Source organism: Bradyrhizobium sp. HKCCYLS20291 (assembly GCF_051167715.1).
Lineage (GTDB): Bacteria > Pseudomonadota > Alphaproteobacteria > Rhizobiales > Xanthobacteraceae > Bradyrhizobium.
Genome location: NZ_JBNPTO010000001.1, coordinates 656,848 through 672,869 on the forward strand (window position 1 = coordinate 656,848; position 16,022 = coordinate 672,869).

Below are 16,022 nucleotides of genomic sequence, written 5' to 3' on the forward strand. Positions count from 1 at the left end.
CACATTCCCTCACATCGAGTCTGAGACGTCGAAGCCTGGATTGCGCACGCGCGCATCCCAAGCTCGCCGCTGCGCGTCCTCTGGATCCGCGGCGCGACGCTGCGCGACTCGTATTTCTGTCCAGAGACTCCAAGCGGAGTTTGAAGATGACCCGCACCTTGAGAAACATCGGCATCATGGCGCATGTCGATGCCGGCAAGACCACCTTGACCGAGCGCATCCTGCTCGACACCGGCCGGATCCATCAGGCCGGCGACGTTCACACGGGCAACACCGAGACCGACTCCCATGCGCTCGAAAAGAAGCATGGGATCACGATTTCGGCCGCCGCCATTTCGTGTGAATGGCGCGACGCGTTCATCACCATCATCGATACGCCAGGCCACGTCGATTTCCAGATCGAGGTCGAGCGCTCGCTGCGCGTGCTCGACGGCGCCGTCGCGGTGTTTTCGGCCGTCTCCGGCGTCGAGCCGCAGTCGGAAACGGTCTGGCGCCAGGCCGATCGGCTCGACGTGCCGCGCCTGTGCTTCGTCAACAAGATGGACCAGGTCGGCGCCAACCTGCAGCGCACCGTCGAGATGATCGCCGATCGTCTCGGTGCCACGCCTCTCGTTCTGCAGCTTCCGATCGGAAGCGAGGGCGAGTTCGCCGGCGTGGTCGACCTCGTGTCGATGCAGGCCTTGCGCTGGGATGGGCGAAGCCCGTCGCCGAACGTCTGCGCCATTCCGGAGGAACTACGCGGCACGGCGGAGATCGAGCGGCAGCGCCTGCTCGAGACGCTGGCGGATCAGGACGACGCGATCATGGCGTCCTATCTCGGCGGTGAAGCGATCGGGCCGGCGCAGATCAAGGCGGCGATCCGCAAGGCCTGCATCGCGGGACGGCTGACGCCGGTGCTCTGCGGTTCAGCCTACCGGAACGTCGGCGTTCATCCGCTGCTTGATGCCATCGTCGACTATGCACCGGGACCGGTCGACCGGCCGCCGGTGACGGGTGTCAACCCGCGCACAGGCGATGTCGAGCGTCGGTTGCCGCATCCGGACCAGCCGTTTGCGGCGCTGGTGTCCAAGGTGCAGGCAAGTCGGTTCGGAACGCTGGCGTTCATCAGGGTCTATGCCGGTCGTATTTCGGCGGGGACCTCGGTGATCAATGCGACAGCGGACCGGGCGGAGCGGATCGGCCGGCTGTTGCGCATGCAGGCCGAGGCGCAGACCGAGATCGACGAAGCCTCAGCCGGCGACGTCGTCGCGGTCGTCGGCCTGAAATCCGTCGCCGCAGGTGACACCTTGAGCGATCCGGCGCGGCCTGTCGTGCTGGACGGCTTCGTCATCCCGGCGCCGGTGATCGAGGCGGTGGTCGAACCGCGCGTGGGCCAGGACCAGGAACGGTTGGGACAGGCCCTGGCGCTGATGGCGCGGAGCGATCCATCGCTGCGCGTCGTCGTCGATGCGGACAGCGGCCAGACGCTGTTGCGCGGCATGGGCGAGCTGCATCTGCAGATCGCCGTCGAACGATTGAAGGAGGACTATCATGTCGATGCCGTCATCGGCGCGCCGGAGGTCGCCTACCGTGCGACCGTGTCCCGGCGGAGCGAGGTCGATCACACCCTGCGCAAGCAGAGCGGCGGCCCCGGGCAAATGGCGCGCGTTCACCTCGCCTACGAGCCATCGGAGGACGGCGATACCGGACTCGTGTTCGTCGACAAGAGCGTCGGCGGCGCCATTCCGCGCGAGTTCATACCGTCGATCGAGAAGGCGCTCCGCCAATCGATGCTCGACGGGGGGCCCGGCGGATACCCCGTGCTCGGCCTGAAGGTGACCCTGCTGGACGGCGCCTTCCACCAGAAGGATTCGTCCGGCCTGGCGTTCGAACTGGCGACGAAGGAGGCGTTTCGGATTGGCTTCGAAAGGGCTGCTCCGATTTTGCTCGAGCCGGTGATGCGTGTCGTCGTGACGACTCCCGAGGACTATCTCGGGGGCATCATCGGCGATCTGCAGAGCCGGCGAGGTCGGATTCTGGCGATGGAGCCGATCGCACGCGGGCAGGGCGTCACGGCCGAAGTTCCGCTGGCGGAGTTGTTCAACTACGTCAGCGCGCTGAGGTCACTGTCGCAAGGGCGCGCCGTCCACACAATGGCGTTCTCACGCTACGCGCCGGCGCCGAAAGGCCTGGCTGACAAGGCGGCCCGGTCTGCGTGACGACAACAACGAGATGAGCGGCAGATTGCCGCTCATCTCTCTCCGCAAACCCGGCTACTTGAAGTACGAGGGATAGGTCCAGTAGGCGCCGTCCGTCGCGGTATGCATCCGCATGATCGCCTTGTCGCCGACGCGCTGATCATCGTCGACGATCACCACGGTGCCGATCGGAAAGGTTCTGCACTCGCCGGACGCCTTCTTCGCAAGCCAGAACTTCGCAAAACGCGCGGTGTCATCCATCAGCTCGGCAAGGGTCTTCAGCGTCTGCCACGACCGGCAGGAGACCGCGGCCCTGGATGCAGTCACGCGCTGACCCGGATCGTAGGCGTGAGCAGGACCGATGATGATCGCGGCAAGCAACACGGGAGCGATGCGTCTCAAAACCGGTCTCCTCACAAGGGGCGCTTACTTCTTCACCACTTGCACCTGCCGCAACACCTTCAACAGGTCAGCGCGCGTCTTCGCCGACTTGCCTGGGTCGGCAACCCGGGTGGAGAGGTGCAGGTCGATCCACGTATTGGCCTCGACGCGCTCGGCGCGCAGGTGGGACTGGACGAGGCCCGGGATGGAGACGTCGTAGGCCACCACCTCCCACGCGCCCTCCCGCAGCTTCTCGACACGCGTCGGTGCCCTGGCTCCGGCCAGCGCCGGCGATGTCAACTCGGCCGCCCAGAACGCCTCGAGGCCCTTGTACTGCTGTGCCGGCTCGAGCCAGCCGCTCAGGATCAGCAATGGCTCCGCGCGGCTCAGCTTGAAGTAGCCGGGCCTTGCGTCGCCCACGGGATCGGGCCGGAGCGCCAGCTCGGAGATTTTCAGAGTGACTTGGCTCTGTGGCAGGGTGAACGTGAAGGGGACTTCCGACTGCGCTGGGCTGCTCACGGCGGCCAGCGCAAAAATCGTCAGAACACCGCACAGCAGTGCGGCCATCGGCCCGCGGCGAGATTGCATGATGCCCCCTTGTCAACCCAGGCATCATAGCGCAGGTCCGTGCTCACGCCTATGCGACCGCGAGCGCGTGTTCGGCAAGGGTGAAGCCGATAGTTGCGCGGCCGGCTTCCCGCGATTTGGCAAGTAGCCCCAGAGCTCGACCGTTGATAGATAATCCACGACCTCGCCACTGAAGCAGATAGCCAAATCAAATTGCACAGGATCGAGACCGATGGCCTCGGAGGAATTCATTGTCGTGCGGCATGGCTCAGCTCGGCCTTGTTGTCCGAAATGTCGCAATTTGCAGGTCGAATATCAGGAGGAGTCTGGATTTGATGAGTTGGCCGGCGTGTCGTGCCCGCAATGCGGCTGGGCAGGCGTCTGCCGGGAGCTGGACATGATCCCAGTGCCGGGGTCGGGTCGGGATTGGTGAGGCTGACACGAGGTGTCCAGGCATGATGGGTCACGCCGCCAAGAACGCCATCGAGATCACGTTCTCATAGCGGCCGTCGATCCGAACCGCGTTCCGATGTCGTCCCTCGGTTTCGAAGCCGATGGACTCGTACAAGGCGATTGCATTGAGGTTCTCCTCGCGCACCGTCAGGACGATGCGCGTGAGGCCGAAGGCGAGGGCGGCATCCATCGTTCGCTGGAGGAGGGCGCGGCCAATGCCGCGGCCGCGGTAGGGCGGCAGCAGGCCCATGCCGAGGGTGCCACAATGCGCGTACACTGTCCGTCGCGTGTCGGGAAGGATGTCGCACCAGCCGACGACCTGGCCGTCGACCAGCACGACGCTTTGCGGCAGGCCGCCGTCGACGTTCTGCAGGACGAAGGCGCGGATCTGATCGAGCGGCGGAGCTTCCACGAACGAGAGAAAGCGCCGCTCGCGTGCCACGCTGTCCACGGCGGCGTGGAAACCGCCGATGTCCGCTTCAGTGATCGGCCGGATCGTGTAGGACATGATCTGCTCGTTTTCATCTTCGATGCCGGGCGGCGCTGACCTCGTATTCGAGCTGAAAGTGCGCTCGGCTGTCACCGCTTCGTCATGGCCGGGCTCGCCCCGGCCATCCACGTGGCTCCTGCAGAAGGATCGACGTGGATGCCCGGGCCTTCGCCGCGCCGAAGCGGCTTCGGCCGCGCAGGCGGGTCAAGCCCGGGCATGACGACCGAGGGAGTTGCAGACGTCGCGCTCGCGTCGAATGTCGCTTGAGCGACGAACAAGGCCAAGCCGCCGCGATCAACGGCGCCGCGGACTCTCAATCAAACCAGGCCTTGTAGATCGCCTGATAGCTGCCGTTCTCGGTCGAGATGTGCAGCCACTGGTCCACGAATGCCTTCAGTGCGACGTCGCGCTGCAGCCAGTAGGCCTTCTCGGAGAAGTCGAACGGCTTCTCCGGGTGGACGGCGCACAGCACGCCGGGATGCAGCTTCTGCTGATAGCGCGTCTCCGAGGCGTCGGTCATCATCAGGTCGGCGTCGCCCTTGGCGATCTCGTCGAAGATGGTGACGTTGTCGGGATGGACGCGGATGTCGGCGGCCTTGATGTTGGCGCGGGCGAAGCGCTCGTTGGTGCCGCCGGGATTGACCACGACGCGGGTGCCCGGCTTGTCGATGTCGGCGAGCGTCTGGAACTTCGAGGTGTCGCTGCAGCGGGCGATCGGGGTCTTGCCCTCGCGCATGATCGCGGTCGAGAACAGGCCCTTCTTCTGGCGGTCGAGCGTGATCGACACGCCGCCCATGGCGACGTCGAACTTGTCGGCCTCGAAATCCTTCATCAGCTGCGGCCAGCTCGTCGGGACGAACTCGACCTTGACGCCGAGCGCCTTGCCGAGCGCCTCGGCCATGTCGACATCGAAGCCGGAGAACTTGCCGGTAGCCTTGTCGAGATAGGTGAACGGCTTGTAGTCGCCGGTCATGCCGACCCGGAGGCTGCCCCGCTGCACGATCTCGTCGAGCCGGGAGGCCTGGTCGGCGAGCGCCTCGGCCGCAAGGCCGCAGAACAGCGCAACTCCGGTCAGTGCGGCGACGGTCCGGTTGAAAAGTCCCATATTGAAATACCTCGCTTGGTTTTGCCGCGCCAGTCTTAGCCGACAGCGGCATGTCCGACGAGGGGTGGGCGAGGGTGGTTTCTCTGGTCGCGAGGCCACGGCCATACCGCGTGTCGATGGCGGCAGGCGCCGGCCGGAAGGTCCGTAGGCGCTGCGCGAGCCAGCCGTGGCGTGCACGATCAGCGCATCATTCCGGATGTCCTGCTGCAGATGCAGCGCCCCCGACCTCGAAGTTCCGGTCCGGCTGGATCTGCCGGCCAGGCGCACATCGTCGGTGCAATGCTCGCTCTGAACGTTCGCCGATGGAATGAGGACGTACGAATCAGCAGGCCGCGAACCAGCCGTCGGGGAAGGGAATCAACGGCCAGGCGCCGTGATTGTCGTTGGCCGCCTTGGGAAACGACAGAGTGGAAAACAGACGGCTCATGGGATCGATCTCGGGCTCAGGTGCGATTGCCGTTCTGACAACGTCCAGCATCATCTCGTACTCGGCTTCGCTCATCAGGGCCCCCACACGAACTGCGGAAACCACCATGACAAAGCTCTACTCTGTCCAAATTGAGCGGATCACTTAAATTGTAACGATCGACGGCGAAAGACCCAATTGGTTACCGTTGTCTTTCGTTCCATGCCTGTGGACGGTAGCCAAGTCTGGCTCCGATAGCTGTGAACGAGATCACAAACAGCCGTTTTTATCTGAACTGGCCGTCGCGCATCGTGAACGCAGCGCGCCGCCACGCCGTCATCGGCGCTGGCCTGCCACGGCCGGAAACGCGAACTCCTCGTCTTGCGTGAGAATGTCTCGCATCAGACGCGTCAGATCGTTTGGCTTGAACGGCTTTGCGAGCTGGTGCAGCCCTCGGACCTTCGCCAGCGAATCAAGGAAGTCGGGCGTCCCGGATTCCTGCTCCAGGATCATGCCGGACATCATCACGATCGGCATGTCCGGATGCGCCGCCCTTGCCGCCCTGATGACCTCGTTACCGTCGATGTCGGCGAGGTTGAGATCGATCAGGGCCGCCGCGAAATCATCGCGCACGACAGCGTCCAGCGCGAGCCGGCCGTCGGTCATCGCGGTGACGGCGTAACCCTGGCGAACGAGAAGGTGCTGGATGACGCAGCACACGCCGACTTCATCGTCGACCACAAGAATGTTCGTCATGACGCTCTCCTGACCGAATTTGATGCCGAGCGAGGCTGCCGAGCCTCGGTCAGCAATCGCTGGCGGACTTCGATGGCCTGGTCGATCGCCTCGAGCAGATCGAGCAGGTCGAACGGCTTCTGCAGCGCAGCAGTCGCTCCGAGCTTGATCGCCATGCCGAGGAAATCGGGGGCGCCCTGCTTCTTGTCCGTGAACGCGTAACCGGAGATCGCGATGAACGGCACCGTCGGATCGATCTTGATCAGCTCGCGGATCGTCGCGAGTCCATCCATCCCGGGCATGAACATATCGATCACCACCGCGTCGAACGACACACTGCCGAGCAGCCGAATCCCGGTCGGCCCGTCGGGCGCCAGGAAGACGCAGAATCTTTTCTTCTTCAGCAACGTTTCCAGCGCAGCGCGCGTGGCAAAATCATCGTCAATAATGAGAACGGTAGGCATGGGCCACCTCAGTATGATTTGGACTGAAGGACGCGCACGCTACGAGGACAATGCTCCGAGACTCGAAACAACAAACTAATCCAGACTGAATTAGTTGCAGCTAATTTGCAACCAGCAGTTACGGTCACTGGCGCGGCTACTGTTCATTTTACCGTCGTGTGCACGATACGATGAAAATGGAACTGTGCTTGCGTGTGCTCAGCTCGCCTTGACGGCTGCGATCCAGACGAGCCCGACGGCCACCAGGGCGGCGTTGCACAAGCGCCGGATCGTCGCCCGTTCGCCGAGGAACAAGACCCCGATCAGGCTCGCAAACAGCACGCTGCATTCCCTGAAGGCCACGACGTTCGCAATCGGATTGCGGCTCAGCGCCCAGAGAAACACCGCGAACGACGTCAGGCCGAGCACGCCGGCGATGAGCACGGGAATGAAGCCTGCGCGGATGTCCGACAGGATCGCCGCGCCCTTTTGCGCCGTTGCGACGAGAAAGAAGACGAGACTGTCCAGCACCACAATCCAAGCCGTGAAGGAGGCCCATCCTTCGGCCTGCCTCGTCCCGGCGGCATCGACCACCGAGTAGCCGGCAACCATCGCCGCCGCGACGATGGCCGCGCCAAGCGCGCGCCGATCGATGCGACCATGGATGCGGTCGCGCGCGAGGCCAAAAATGCCAAGACAGATGATGGCGATGCCGACGAGCTGACCGAAATCGGGCCGCTGGTGAAGCACCACATAGGCAAAAATCGCGGCGAACAGCGGCACGGAGCCGCGGGCGATCGGATAGGAGCGGCCGAACTCGGCCGACCCGTAGGTCACCGTGAGGCTCACTTTGTACGCCGCGTGCAGGGCGAGGGACGCCAGGATGAGCGGCCACGTCGATGCCGACGGGACCGCGACGAAGAACAGAAAGGGCAGGGTCACGATGCTGCTCACGAGCCCCATGCCGGCCAGGATGGCGAGACTGCTGCCGTTCTTGACAATGGCATGCCAGCTCGCATGGAGCAGGCCGGCGAGCAGCATGAGAAGCGCGGCGACTGGGTCCAACGGAAAGCTCGGCGAATCAGGCGCCGGGCTGCCAGAGCGCCGGCGCGAAGTAGGGGGCGTGATCGTGGGCGAGGGCCTGGCGCGAAATGATTCGGCTCGACGGTGACACATCGAGCTGCTCCCACTCCGTTCTGTCGACGAAGCGCAAGGCTGCGATCTCATGGCCGTCGGCCGCGAGCACCCCGCCAATGACGTCCGCCTCGAAGGCGATCACCGTATAATAGGTCAGATCGCCATTCGGATAGCGAATGAGGAACTCGGGGCCGCCGAACACGCCGAGCAGACGCCGCGGGCGCACGAGCAGGCCGGTCTCCTCGAAGCATTCCCGCCGCGCCGCATCCGCCGGATGCTCCGTCGGATCGATCGCGCCGCCGGGAAGGGTCCAGAGCCCGGTCTCCGCGTCATGCCCGAGCAGGATACGTCCGGCATCGTCGAACACGGAGATTGAAACGGCCGTGGTCGCCAGCAGATCGTGGCCCACCTTGCTACGGACGGCTCGGAGATGATCGGAGATGGCCATTGCTGATCGCTGCCCGGAGAGTTCGACGGTCGCTTGCCCGACCGAGCCGCGGCCGTCAAGGCAACGGCATTGCTGAAGTCCCAGGCGCAAAGCCGCTCATGGACCAACGTCCGTCCGCGTGAGCATTTGGCCGCAGAGGTCAGAGAGTATGGCTTGGAGGGATTGAGTGCAGCCAATCGGCATGGGCCGAATTGGCTCCCCGGGCTGGATTCGAACCAGCGACCATTCGATTAACAGTCGAATGCTCTACCGCTGAGCTACCGAGGAACAGGCGAAACGATGTTCGCGAGCGGGGTGCGTATAACAAAGCCTTCCGGCCTTGCCTAGAACGTTTTCGCATCTTTGTGACGATTGTCACCGCGAGATCAAAGGCTCAGGAATCCAGAGGCTTATCCTTGTTTTGAACGCTCGGTGGGCAGCTGGCGCCCACAATTGGATGACAGGAAATTCACTAGAACGGGAGCAAATGGCCGGAGATAGTCGGCTGGAACTGTGCGGTGCGGGGGTCATGGAGCGCTTTCAGATGTCGAACACCCTTTTTCAGGTCGATCGAGGTGAAACGTCACCGTCGCTGATTCCCGACCAGGTCGAGCGACTCACCGACGATGAGTGCCTGTCGCGGTTGGCCCAGGCGGTGACCGAGGGTGGATCGGAGCAGCTGGACGAGCTCGCTCGGCTGCTCGGCCGTTTGGCCGTCGTGATCGAGTAGAATCGGCGCTAACCGCAAGTTCGCTTGCCCGCGGGATCAGTGCGGCCAAGACGGCTGCCGTCACCACTCAAACTGTTCGAAAATCAGAGGCTTGCTCTGCGAGCTTGACCGGCGCGACCGCGCCGGCAGCGGAGCCGGTGGCGGGTGGTCGCAGCTCTCGTGGGCTGCCGATGCATGCTGGCACTTGCATCCCGCTGGCGCGCGGTGTGCCGCACCCGTTCGAACGCCGTGTTGCGTTTTCAAAAACCTTGTACCAAAAGACTGCGCAGATCGTTCGCGGTTCATCCGCCTTTCCAGCAGGTCTGCTCATGTCCTCCTTCGCGACGGCGCGTCTCAAAATGGTCGATGGCCAGGTGCGCACCAATGACGTCACCGATCATCGTGTGTTGGATGCCATGCTGACGGTGCCGCGCGAGACCTTCGTGCCGTCAGACCGGCAGGCGCTGGCCTATCTCGATCAGGATCTCAACGTCGCGGATGCAGGTTCTGCGAAACGGTTTCTGATCAACCCGATGCTGACTGGAAAGCTGCTGCAGGCCGCCGCGATCAAGCCGACGGACAGTGTGCTCGTTGTCGGCTGCGCGACCGGCTATCTGGCTGCGCTCGCCGCCAAGCTCGCCGCCAGCGTGGCCGCGACGGAGCCCGACCCGGCTCTCGAAGGACGGGCCAAGCAGTTGCTTGCCGGAGCGGAGGGGGGCGCGGTCTCGGTTCGGGTTGCGCCTGCCTCGCAAGGGGACCCGGCCGATGGTCGCTTCGACGTGATTCTCCTGAACGGGGCCTCCGCAATCGCCGTCGATGGCCTGTGTGGCCAACTGAAGGAGGGCGGTCGGCTCGTCGGCGTCTTTGCCAGAACCCGTCCGGCCCGCGCCATGATCTTTACGCGATCGCATGGTGAAGTCGGCAGCAGGGTCCTTTTCGATGCCGTCGCGCCGATTCTGCCGGGTCTCGAGCAGGTCCCCGAGTTCGTTTTCTAGATCTCTTCCTGCGTTCCGCGCCAAAGGACCGGACCGGGCAGTGATCCGGTCGCGTGAAAGGAGTGAAGCCTGCGTCGCCTTCGCGGCCGCGGGTTGGCGGAATTCTGTTTCAATTCAGAAGTGTGGCCTGGATGCTGCACGTCGGGAGTTTCCGTACGGGTTCCAGGGTTGAGTGGTTCCGTTGCGCTTGCATGGGGCATAAGATGTGAGGTGCGCGGGAGTCTCTATATCAGGTTTACGGCCCGGCTGGGCGTTCGAGCCGGTAACAACGAGAATGGAACAGGGATGTTTGGGGTGAAGCTCGTCACCGCAGCGGCGGCTGCGGTCCTCGTGATGGCTTACGCAGGCCCGACGCCTGCGCTTGCCGACACGATCGAGGCTGCGCTGGTTCGCGCCTATCAGAACAACCCGCAGCTGAACGCACAGCGGGCTCTGGTCCGTTCGACCGACGAAGGCGTGCCGCAGGCTCTTTCCGGATATCGGCCGAAGGTCAACCTCACGGCTTCGGCGGGCATTCAGTATCAGGACAGTCAGATCAATTCGGGTGGCACGCCGACGAACATCGTGCGCACCATAGGCCACGGCGAAAATGCGCCGCGTAGTGTCGGTCTCAACGTGACGCAGACACTTTATAACGGCCAGCAGACGGCAAACGGCGTTCGCAAGGCCGAGGCTCAAGTGTCCGGACAGCGCGAGGCGCTCCGTGTGCTCGAGCAGACCGTTCTGTTCCAGGCCGCGCAGGTCTACATGGACTATCTGCGCGATTCGGCGATCGTCGAGGTTCAGCGCAGCAACACCCGCGTGCTCGAGCAGACGCTCAAGCAGACCCGGGATCGTTTCAATGTCGGCGAGGTCACCCGCACCGACGTCGCGCAGTCCGAGGCGCAGCTCGCGGCCGGCCGCACCCAGCAGCTGACGGCCGAATCGAATCTGACGACGACGCGCTCGAACTTCCGCCGCATCATCGGCAGCGATCCGGAAAATCTTGCGCCGGGCTCGCCGGTCGACCGTTTTCTGCCGTCGACGCTGCAGCAGGCTGTGCAGCTCGCCCTGACAGAGAATCCGAACGTCACGGCGGCGATGTACGGCATCGACGTGCAGTACCTGCAGGTGAAGATCCAGGAAGGCGCGCTGCTGCCCACGGTGACCCTGCAAGCCTCGGCCCAGCAGGCCTATGAGCAGACGCTGACCACGTTCCGCAGCTTCGGCGCCTCGGCGGTCGCGCAAGTCAGCGTTCCGATCTACCAGGGCGGCGGCGAATACGCGCTGATCCGGGCTTCGAAGGAAACCCTGGCGCAGCAGCGTCTCAACCTGGAAACGACTCGCGATCAGGCCCGCTCCGATCTGGTATCGGCGTGGGGCAATCTGCTCGCCGGCAAGGCCCAGGTGCAATCGGCGCAGGCTCAGGTGTCTGCCTCCGAAATCGCGCTCAATGGCGTCCGCGAGGAAGCGAAGGCGGGTCAGCGTACGACCCTTGACGTGCTCAACGCCCAACAGGCGCTGGTCAACGCGCGGGTGTCGCTGGTCACCGCCCAGCACGATCGCGTGGTGGCCTCCTACAACGTGCTGCAGCGCATCGGCCGGCTCTCGCCGCAGGTCCTGAATCTGCCGACCACGGTGTACGATCCGACCGTCCACTATCAGCAGGTTCGCGACAGCTGGGCCGGTGTCCGCACACCTGACGGCCGTTAGTCGAATCTTAACGTCGATCCTTATCCCGATCCCTCGGCCGCTGGCCGGGGGATTTTTGTTTGTAGTAGGTGTTCCCGGTTGTGGTGCATGAGAGACGCTTCTCCGTCGAATTCCGTGCTTGTCCGGTTGGCGACCGCCGTTGCTTGCAATCATTTGTTGCCATGACATAGCCTCAAAATGGCCGCGGAACGATTCGCAGTGCGTCGGATGTTGTTCTAAGAATAGTCTCCGATCTGGTCAGTATCGTCCTGTTGTTCTGCATCGATCAGGCCTCGTCTGGAGACAAGTCGGCATGTCCGAAGAGAAGTCCAAGCCACTTGGCTCCAGCGCCCCATGTTTTTGCGCTGAGACGACGCGTGCGGCAGCGTCGCTGATTTGGAGTCGGAAATGACGCAGCCTGCGAAGGTCCAAGAACCCTCGATGGAGGAGATTCTGGCGTCGATCCGGCGGATCATTGCCGACGACGAGGCCAAGCCGCCTGCAGCCGAGAAGGCACCGGAGCCCAAGGCCGAGAAGCCCGCCGCCGCTGCGCCGGCGCCCAAGCCGGTCATGAACGACATTCCCCCGTCGAAGATCGCTGCCGCGGCACCGGCGAAGCCTGCGCCACCGCCGCCTCCGCCGCCGCCCGCTGCGGCCGCGAGCAACAGCCAGGACGACATTGACGCATTGCTGGCGGGTTTGGATGAAACGACTGCGCCGGCACAGGCTGAACCCGAGCCTGAGCCGGAGCCTGAAGTACTCGAGTTGACGGACGAAATGGCAGTGGCACCACCGACCCCGGCTCCCGCCCCAGCAGCGGCTTCCTTCCGCAAGGTGGATCCGCAGGACGACATCGAGTTCATCGAATCCGGCCGTCTGGCGCACAAGGCGCCGCCGCCTGCATCGTCATTCGAAACGTCGTTCGAGCCGCTGGCGCCGAAGCAGCCGATCCTGGCGCAGACGACGGTGAATGCCGTGGAGTCGGCGTTCAACGCGCTGGCGAACACCGTTCTCAGCAACAATGCCAGGACGCTCGAGGATCTGGTCAAGGAAATGCTGCGGCCGATGCTCAAGTCCTGGCTGGACGACAATCTGCCCGCCCTGGTCGAACGGATCGTCAAGGCCGAGATCGAGCGCGTCTCGCGCGGCGGCCGCTGAGGCGCCGCGCCTCGCGGTGCTTCGCTGCACGACGCCGCCGGCGGGCGCTCAGCATTGTTCGCCGCCGCTGTTGACTTGGCGGCCCGCGGCGGCTTTCTAGCCCATTCAAGCTGATGCCGGCCGGGCGGTTCGGAGAGTGCTCTGCGCGAGCGCTGCTCCGGCCGGACATCAGTCCGAAAAGAGCCCAGGCATCAACAATTTGCGTGAGCTTGTTCAGGTCGAGAGCAAGGACCGGGACAGGTTCCGCGATATCCGGAATTGGACGGCCGGCCTTGGCGCCTGCTGAGAATGTCATGATCGAAAAGAATTATCAGCCCGCCGACCTCGAAGGCCGCATGTCCCTGGTCTGGGAGGACGCGCGCGCGTTCTCCGCCGGCCGACCGGACCGCCGCGACGCCGATCCCTTCACCATCGTGATCCCGCCGCCGAACGTGACCGGCTCGCTGCACATGGGGCACGCGCTCAACAACACGCTGCAGGACATCCTGTGCCGGTTCGAGCGCATGCGCGGCCGCGACGTGCTGTGGCAGCCCGGCACCGACCACGCCGGCATCGCCACCCAGATGGTGGTTGAGCGCCAGCTGATGGAGCGCCAGCAGCCCGGCCGCCGCGAGATGGGCCGCGAGAAGTTCCTCGAGCGTGTCTGGCAGTGGAAGGACGAGAGCGGCGGCACGATCATCAACCAGCTCAAGCGCCTCGGAGCGTCCTGCGACTGGGGCCGCGAGCGCTTCACCATGGACGAGGGTCTGTCCAAGGCCGTCGTCAAGGTGTTCGTCGAGCTGCATCGCGCCGGGCTGATCTACAAGGACAAGCGCCTGGTCAACTGGGACCCGAAGCTGCTCACCGCGATCTCCGACCTTGAGGTCCAGCAGATCGAGGTGAAGGGCAACCTCTGGTACCTGCGCTATCCGATCGAGGGCAAGACGTTCAGCCCGGAGGATCCGACCAGCTTCATCGTCGTCGCCACGACGCGTCCCGAGACCATGCTCGGCGACAGCGCGGTGGCCGTGCACCCGGACGACGAGCGCTACCAGCACCTCGTTGGCAAGCGCGTGATCCTGCCGCTGGTCGGCCGCGAGATCCCGATCGTTGCCGACACCTATTCCGATCCGGAGAAGGGCACCGGCGCGGTGAAGATCACGCCGGCGCACGACTTCAACGACTTCGAGGTCGGCCGCCGCCACGGCCTGCCGCAGATCAGCATTCTCGACCGCGAGGGCTGCATCGCGCTGGCCGACAACGAGGACTATCTGCGCGGCCTGCCCGAGGGCTCGGAAGAGTTCGCCAAGGAGTTCCACAGCGTCGAGCGCTTCGCCGCGCGCAAGAAGATCCTGGAGCGGCTGGAGGCGTTCGGCTTCCTCGAGCGTATCGAGCCCAACACGCACATGGTGCCGCATGGCGACCGCTCCGGCGTCGTCATCGAGCCGTTCCTGACCGACCAGTGGTACGTCGACGCCAAGACCCTGGCGCAGCCGGCGATCGCCGCCGTCCGGTCGGGCGCAACGACGTTCGTGCCGCGCAACTGGGAGAAGACCTATTTCGAGTGGATGGAGAACATCCAGCCCTGGTGCATCTCGCGCCAGCTGTGGTGGGGCCATCAGATCCCGGCCTGGTACGGCCCGGACGGCAAGGTGTTCGTCGCCGAGACCGAGGAGGAGGCCGTCGGCCACGCCATCGGCTACTACGTCGAGCAGGAGGTCATCACGGCCGAGCAGGGCCGCGAGATGGCGCTCGACCGCAACAAGCGCGAGGGCTTCATCACGCGCGACGAGGACGTGCTCGACACCTGGTTCTCCTCGGCGCTGTGGCCGTTCTCGACGCTCGGCTGGCCCGACGCCACGCCCGAGGTGAAGCGCTACTACCCGACCAACGTGCTGGTCACCGGCTTCGACATCATCTTCTTCTGGGTCGCCCGCATGATGATGATGGGCATCCACTTCATGAAGGAGGTGCCGTTCTCGACGGTCTACATCCACGCGCTCGTCCGCGACGAGAAGGGCGCCAAGATGTCGAAGTCGAAGGGCAACGTCATCGATCCCCTCGCGCTGATCGACGAGCACGGTGCCGACGCGCTGCGCTTCACGCTCGCCGCCATGGCCGCCCAGGGCCGCGACATCAAGCTGTCGACGCAGCGCGTCGACGGCTACCGCAAGTTCGCCAACAAGCTCTGGAACGCCAGCCGCTTCGCCGAGATGAACGGCTGCGCGGTGACCGAAGGCTTCGACCCGGCCTCGGCCAAGGAGCCGCTCAACCGCTGGATCGCCCATGAGGCGGCCGCCGCCACCCGCGAGGTGACCGAGGCGCTGGAGGCCTATCGCTTCAACGATGCGGCGAACGCGATCTACCGCTTCGTCTGGGACGTCTATTGCGACTGGTATGTCGAGCTCTCCAAGCCGACCTTGCTCGGCGAGGACGGCCCGGCCAAGGCCGAGACGCGGGCGATGGTCGCCTGGGCACGTGACGAGATCCTCAAGCTGCTGCATCCCTTCATGCCCTTCGTCACCGAGGCGCTGTGGGAGTCGACCGCCAAGCGGGACAGCCTGCTGACGCTGTCACCGTGGCCGCATCGCGTCGACACGCCGACCGTCGCCGAGATCGCGGCGCTGTCGGCCGCGAGCTTCGGCGATCCCCTGGTGCCGCCGGTGCTGGTCTCGTTCGATGCCGCCAGCTTCAAGGACGAGGCCGCCGAGGCCGAGATCGGCTGGGTGGTCGATCTGATGACCTCGATCCGCTCGGTCCGCGCCGAGATGAACATTCCGCCCGGCACCCAGATTCCGCTGGTCCTGGTCGGTGCCTCGGCCGAGACCAAGGCGCGCGCGCCGCGCTGGACCGACGCCATCAAGCGCATCGTCAAGATCTCCGAGCTCTCCTTCGCCGACACCGCGCCGGAAGGCTCCGCCCAGCTCGTCGTTCGCGGCGAGGTCGCCGCGCTGCCGCTCAAGGGCGTCATCGATCTCGCCGCCGAGCGCACCCGTCTCGGAAAGGAGATTGCCAAGGCCGAGGCCGACATCGAGCGCGTCGACAAGAAGCTTGGCAACGAGAAGTTCGTCGCCAACGCGCCCGAGGAGCTCGTCGAGGAGGAGAAGGAGAAGCGCGAGGCGGCGCTGGCCCGCAAGGCCAAGTTCCAGGACGCGCTGTCGCGGCTGCAGGGCGTGTAGTAGCTCTGCC

At 64.6% G+C, this 16,022-nt stretch carries 15 protein-coding genes and 1 tRNA gene; 6 read left to right on the forward strand and 10 right to left on the reverse strand.

All coding sequences use genetic code 11. From position 1 onward, the window contains the following. Positions 1-146 precede the first annotated feature (146 nt). Complete coding sequence (gene fusA / locus ACQR07_RS03110) at positions 147-2,198, forward strand: elongation factor G (protein ID WP_434900874.1); 2,052 nt, start codon at positions 147-149, stop codon at positions 2,196-2,198. 54 nt (positions 2,199-2,252) lie between these two features. Here the strand turns inward: fusA and ACQR07_RS03115 are convergent, their stop codons facing one another. The 10 genes from ACQR07_RS03115 to ACQR07_RS03160 form a co-directional block, all read right to left on the reverse strand. After that, a complete protein-coding gene (locus ACQR07_RS03115) occupies positions 2,253-2,579 on the reverse strand; it encodes a hypothetical protein (protein ID WP_434900875.1) in 327 nt (108 codons plus the stop codon). Between the two features lie 24 nt (positions 2,580-2,603). Next, positions 2,604-3,125, reverse strand: a complete 522-nt coding sequence (locus tag ACQR07_RS03120) for a hypothetical protein (RefSeq protein ID WP_434900876.1) — start codon at positions 3,123-3,125, stop codon at positions 2,604-2,606. Positions 3,126-3,588: 463 nt separating this feature from the next. Then, the gene (locus ACQR07_RS03125; protein WP_434900877.1) at positions 3,589-4,086 is read right to left on the reverse strand and encodes a GNAT family N-acetyltransferase; all 498 of its coding nucleotides are present in this window, start codon (positions 4,084-4,086) and stop codon (positions 3,589-3,591) included. Positions 4,087-4,381: 295 nt separating this feature from the next. Continuing rightward, on the reverse strand, positions 4,382-5,173 hold the full coding sequence (locus tag ACQR07_RS03130) for a transporter substrate-binding domain-containing protein (RefSeq protein WP_434900878.1): 792 nt from the start codon (positions 5,171-5,173) through the stop codon (positions 4,382-4,384). A gap of 322 nt (positions 5,174-5,495) precedes the next feature. Further along, the gene (locus tag ACQR07_RS03135; RefSeq protein WP_434867445.1) at positions 5,496-5,675 is read right to left on the reverse strand and encodes a hypothetical protein; all 180 of its coding nucleotides are present in this window, start codon (positions 5,673-5,675) and stop codon (positions 5,496-5,498) included. A gap of 240 nt (positions 5,676-5,915) precedes the next feature. Next, positions 5,916-6,335, reverse strand: coding sequence for a response regulator (locus ACQR07_RS03140; RefSeq protein ID WP_434900879.1), 420 nt, complete (start codon positions 6,333-6,335; stop codon positions 5,916-5,918). After that, positions 6,332-6,778 carry a response regulator gene (locus ACQR07_RS03145; protein WP_434900880.1) on the reverse strand — a complete coding sequence of 149 codons (447 nt, stop codon included), beginning with the start codon at positions 6,776-6,778 and terminating at the stop codon, positions 6,332-6,334. Before ACQR07_RS03145 ends, ACQR07_RS03140 begins: the two co-directional genes overlap by 4 nt. A 198-nt stretch (positions 6,779-6,976) precedes the next feature. After that, positions 6,977-7,822, reverse strand: coding sequence for an EamA family transporter (locus ACQR07_RS03150; RefSeq protein WP_434900881.1), 846 nt, complete (start codon positions 7,820-7,822; stop codon positions 6,977-6,979). A gap of 16 nt (positions 7,823-7,838) precedes the next feature. After that, entirely contained in the window at positions 7,839-8,342 is a 504-nt protein-coding gene (locus tag ACQR07_RS03155; RefSeq protein WP_434900882.1) for an NUDIX domain-containing protein, read from the reverse strand. Positions 8,343-8,534: 192 nt separating this feature from the next. Next, positions 8,535-8,609, reverse strand: a tRNA-Asn gene (locus ACQR07_RS03160). Positions 8,610-8,865: 256 nt separating this feature from the next. On the opposite strand from ACQR07_RS03160, the gene ACQR07_RS03165 reads away from it, so the two are divergent. The 5 genes from ACQR07_RS03165 (at position 8,866) to ACQR07_RS03185 (ending at position 16,012) form a co-directional block, all read left to right on the forward strand. After that, entirely contained in the window at positions 8,866-9,051 is a 186-nt protein-coding gene (locus tag ACQR07_RS03165; protein WP_434900883.1) for a hypothetical protein, read from the forward strand. A gap of 308 nt (positions 9,052-9,359) precedes the next feature. Beyond that, on the forward strand, positions 9,360-10,025 hold the full coding sequence (locus ACQR07_RS03170; RefSeq protein WP_434900884.1) for a protein-L-isoaspartate O-methyltransferase family protein: 666 nt from the start codon (positions 9,360-9,362) through the stop codon (positions 10,023-10,025). A 285-nt stretch (positions 10,026-10,310) separates the two neighbouring features. After that, positions 10,311-11,717 (forward strand): TolC family outer membrane protein, encoded by a 1,407-nt coding sequence (locus ACQR07_RS03175; protein WP_434901055.1) that lies wholly within the window; start codon positions 10,311-10,313, stop codon positions 11,715-11,717. 387 nt (positions 11,718-12,104) lie between these two features. Beyond that, positions 12,105-12,854 carry a PopZ family protein gene (locus ACQR07_RS03180; protein WP_434900885.1) on the forward strand — a complete coding sequence of 250 codons (750 nt, stop codon included), beginning with the start codon at positions 12,105-12,107 and terminating at the stop codon, positions 12,852-12,854. Positions 12,855-13,147: 293 nt separating this feature from the next. Then, positions 13,148-16,012: a valine--tRNA ligase gene (locus ACQR07_RS03185; RefSeq protein WP_434900886.1), complete on the forward strand. Its 2,865-nt coding sequence runs from the start codon at positions 13,148-13,150 to the stop codon at positions 16,010-16,012. Positions 16,013-16,022: the final 10 nt, after the last annotated feature.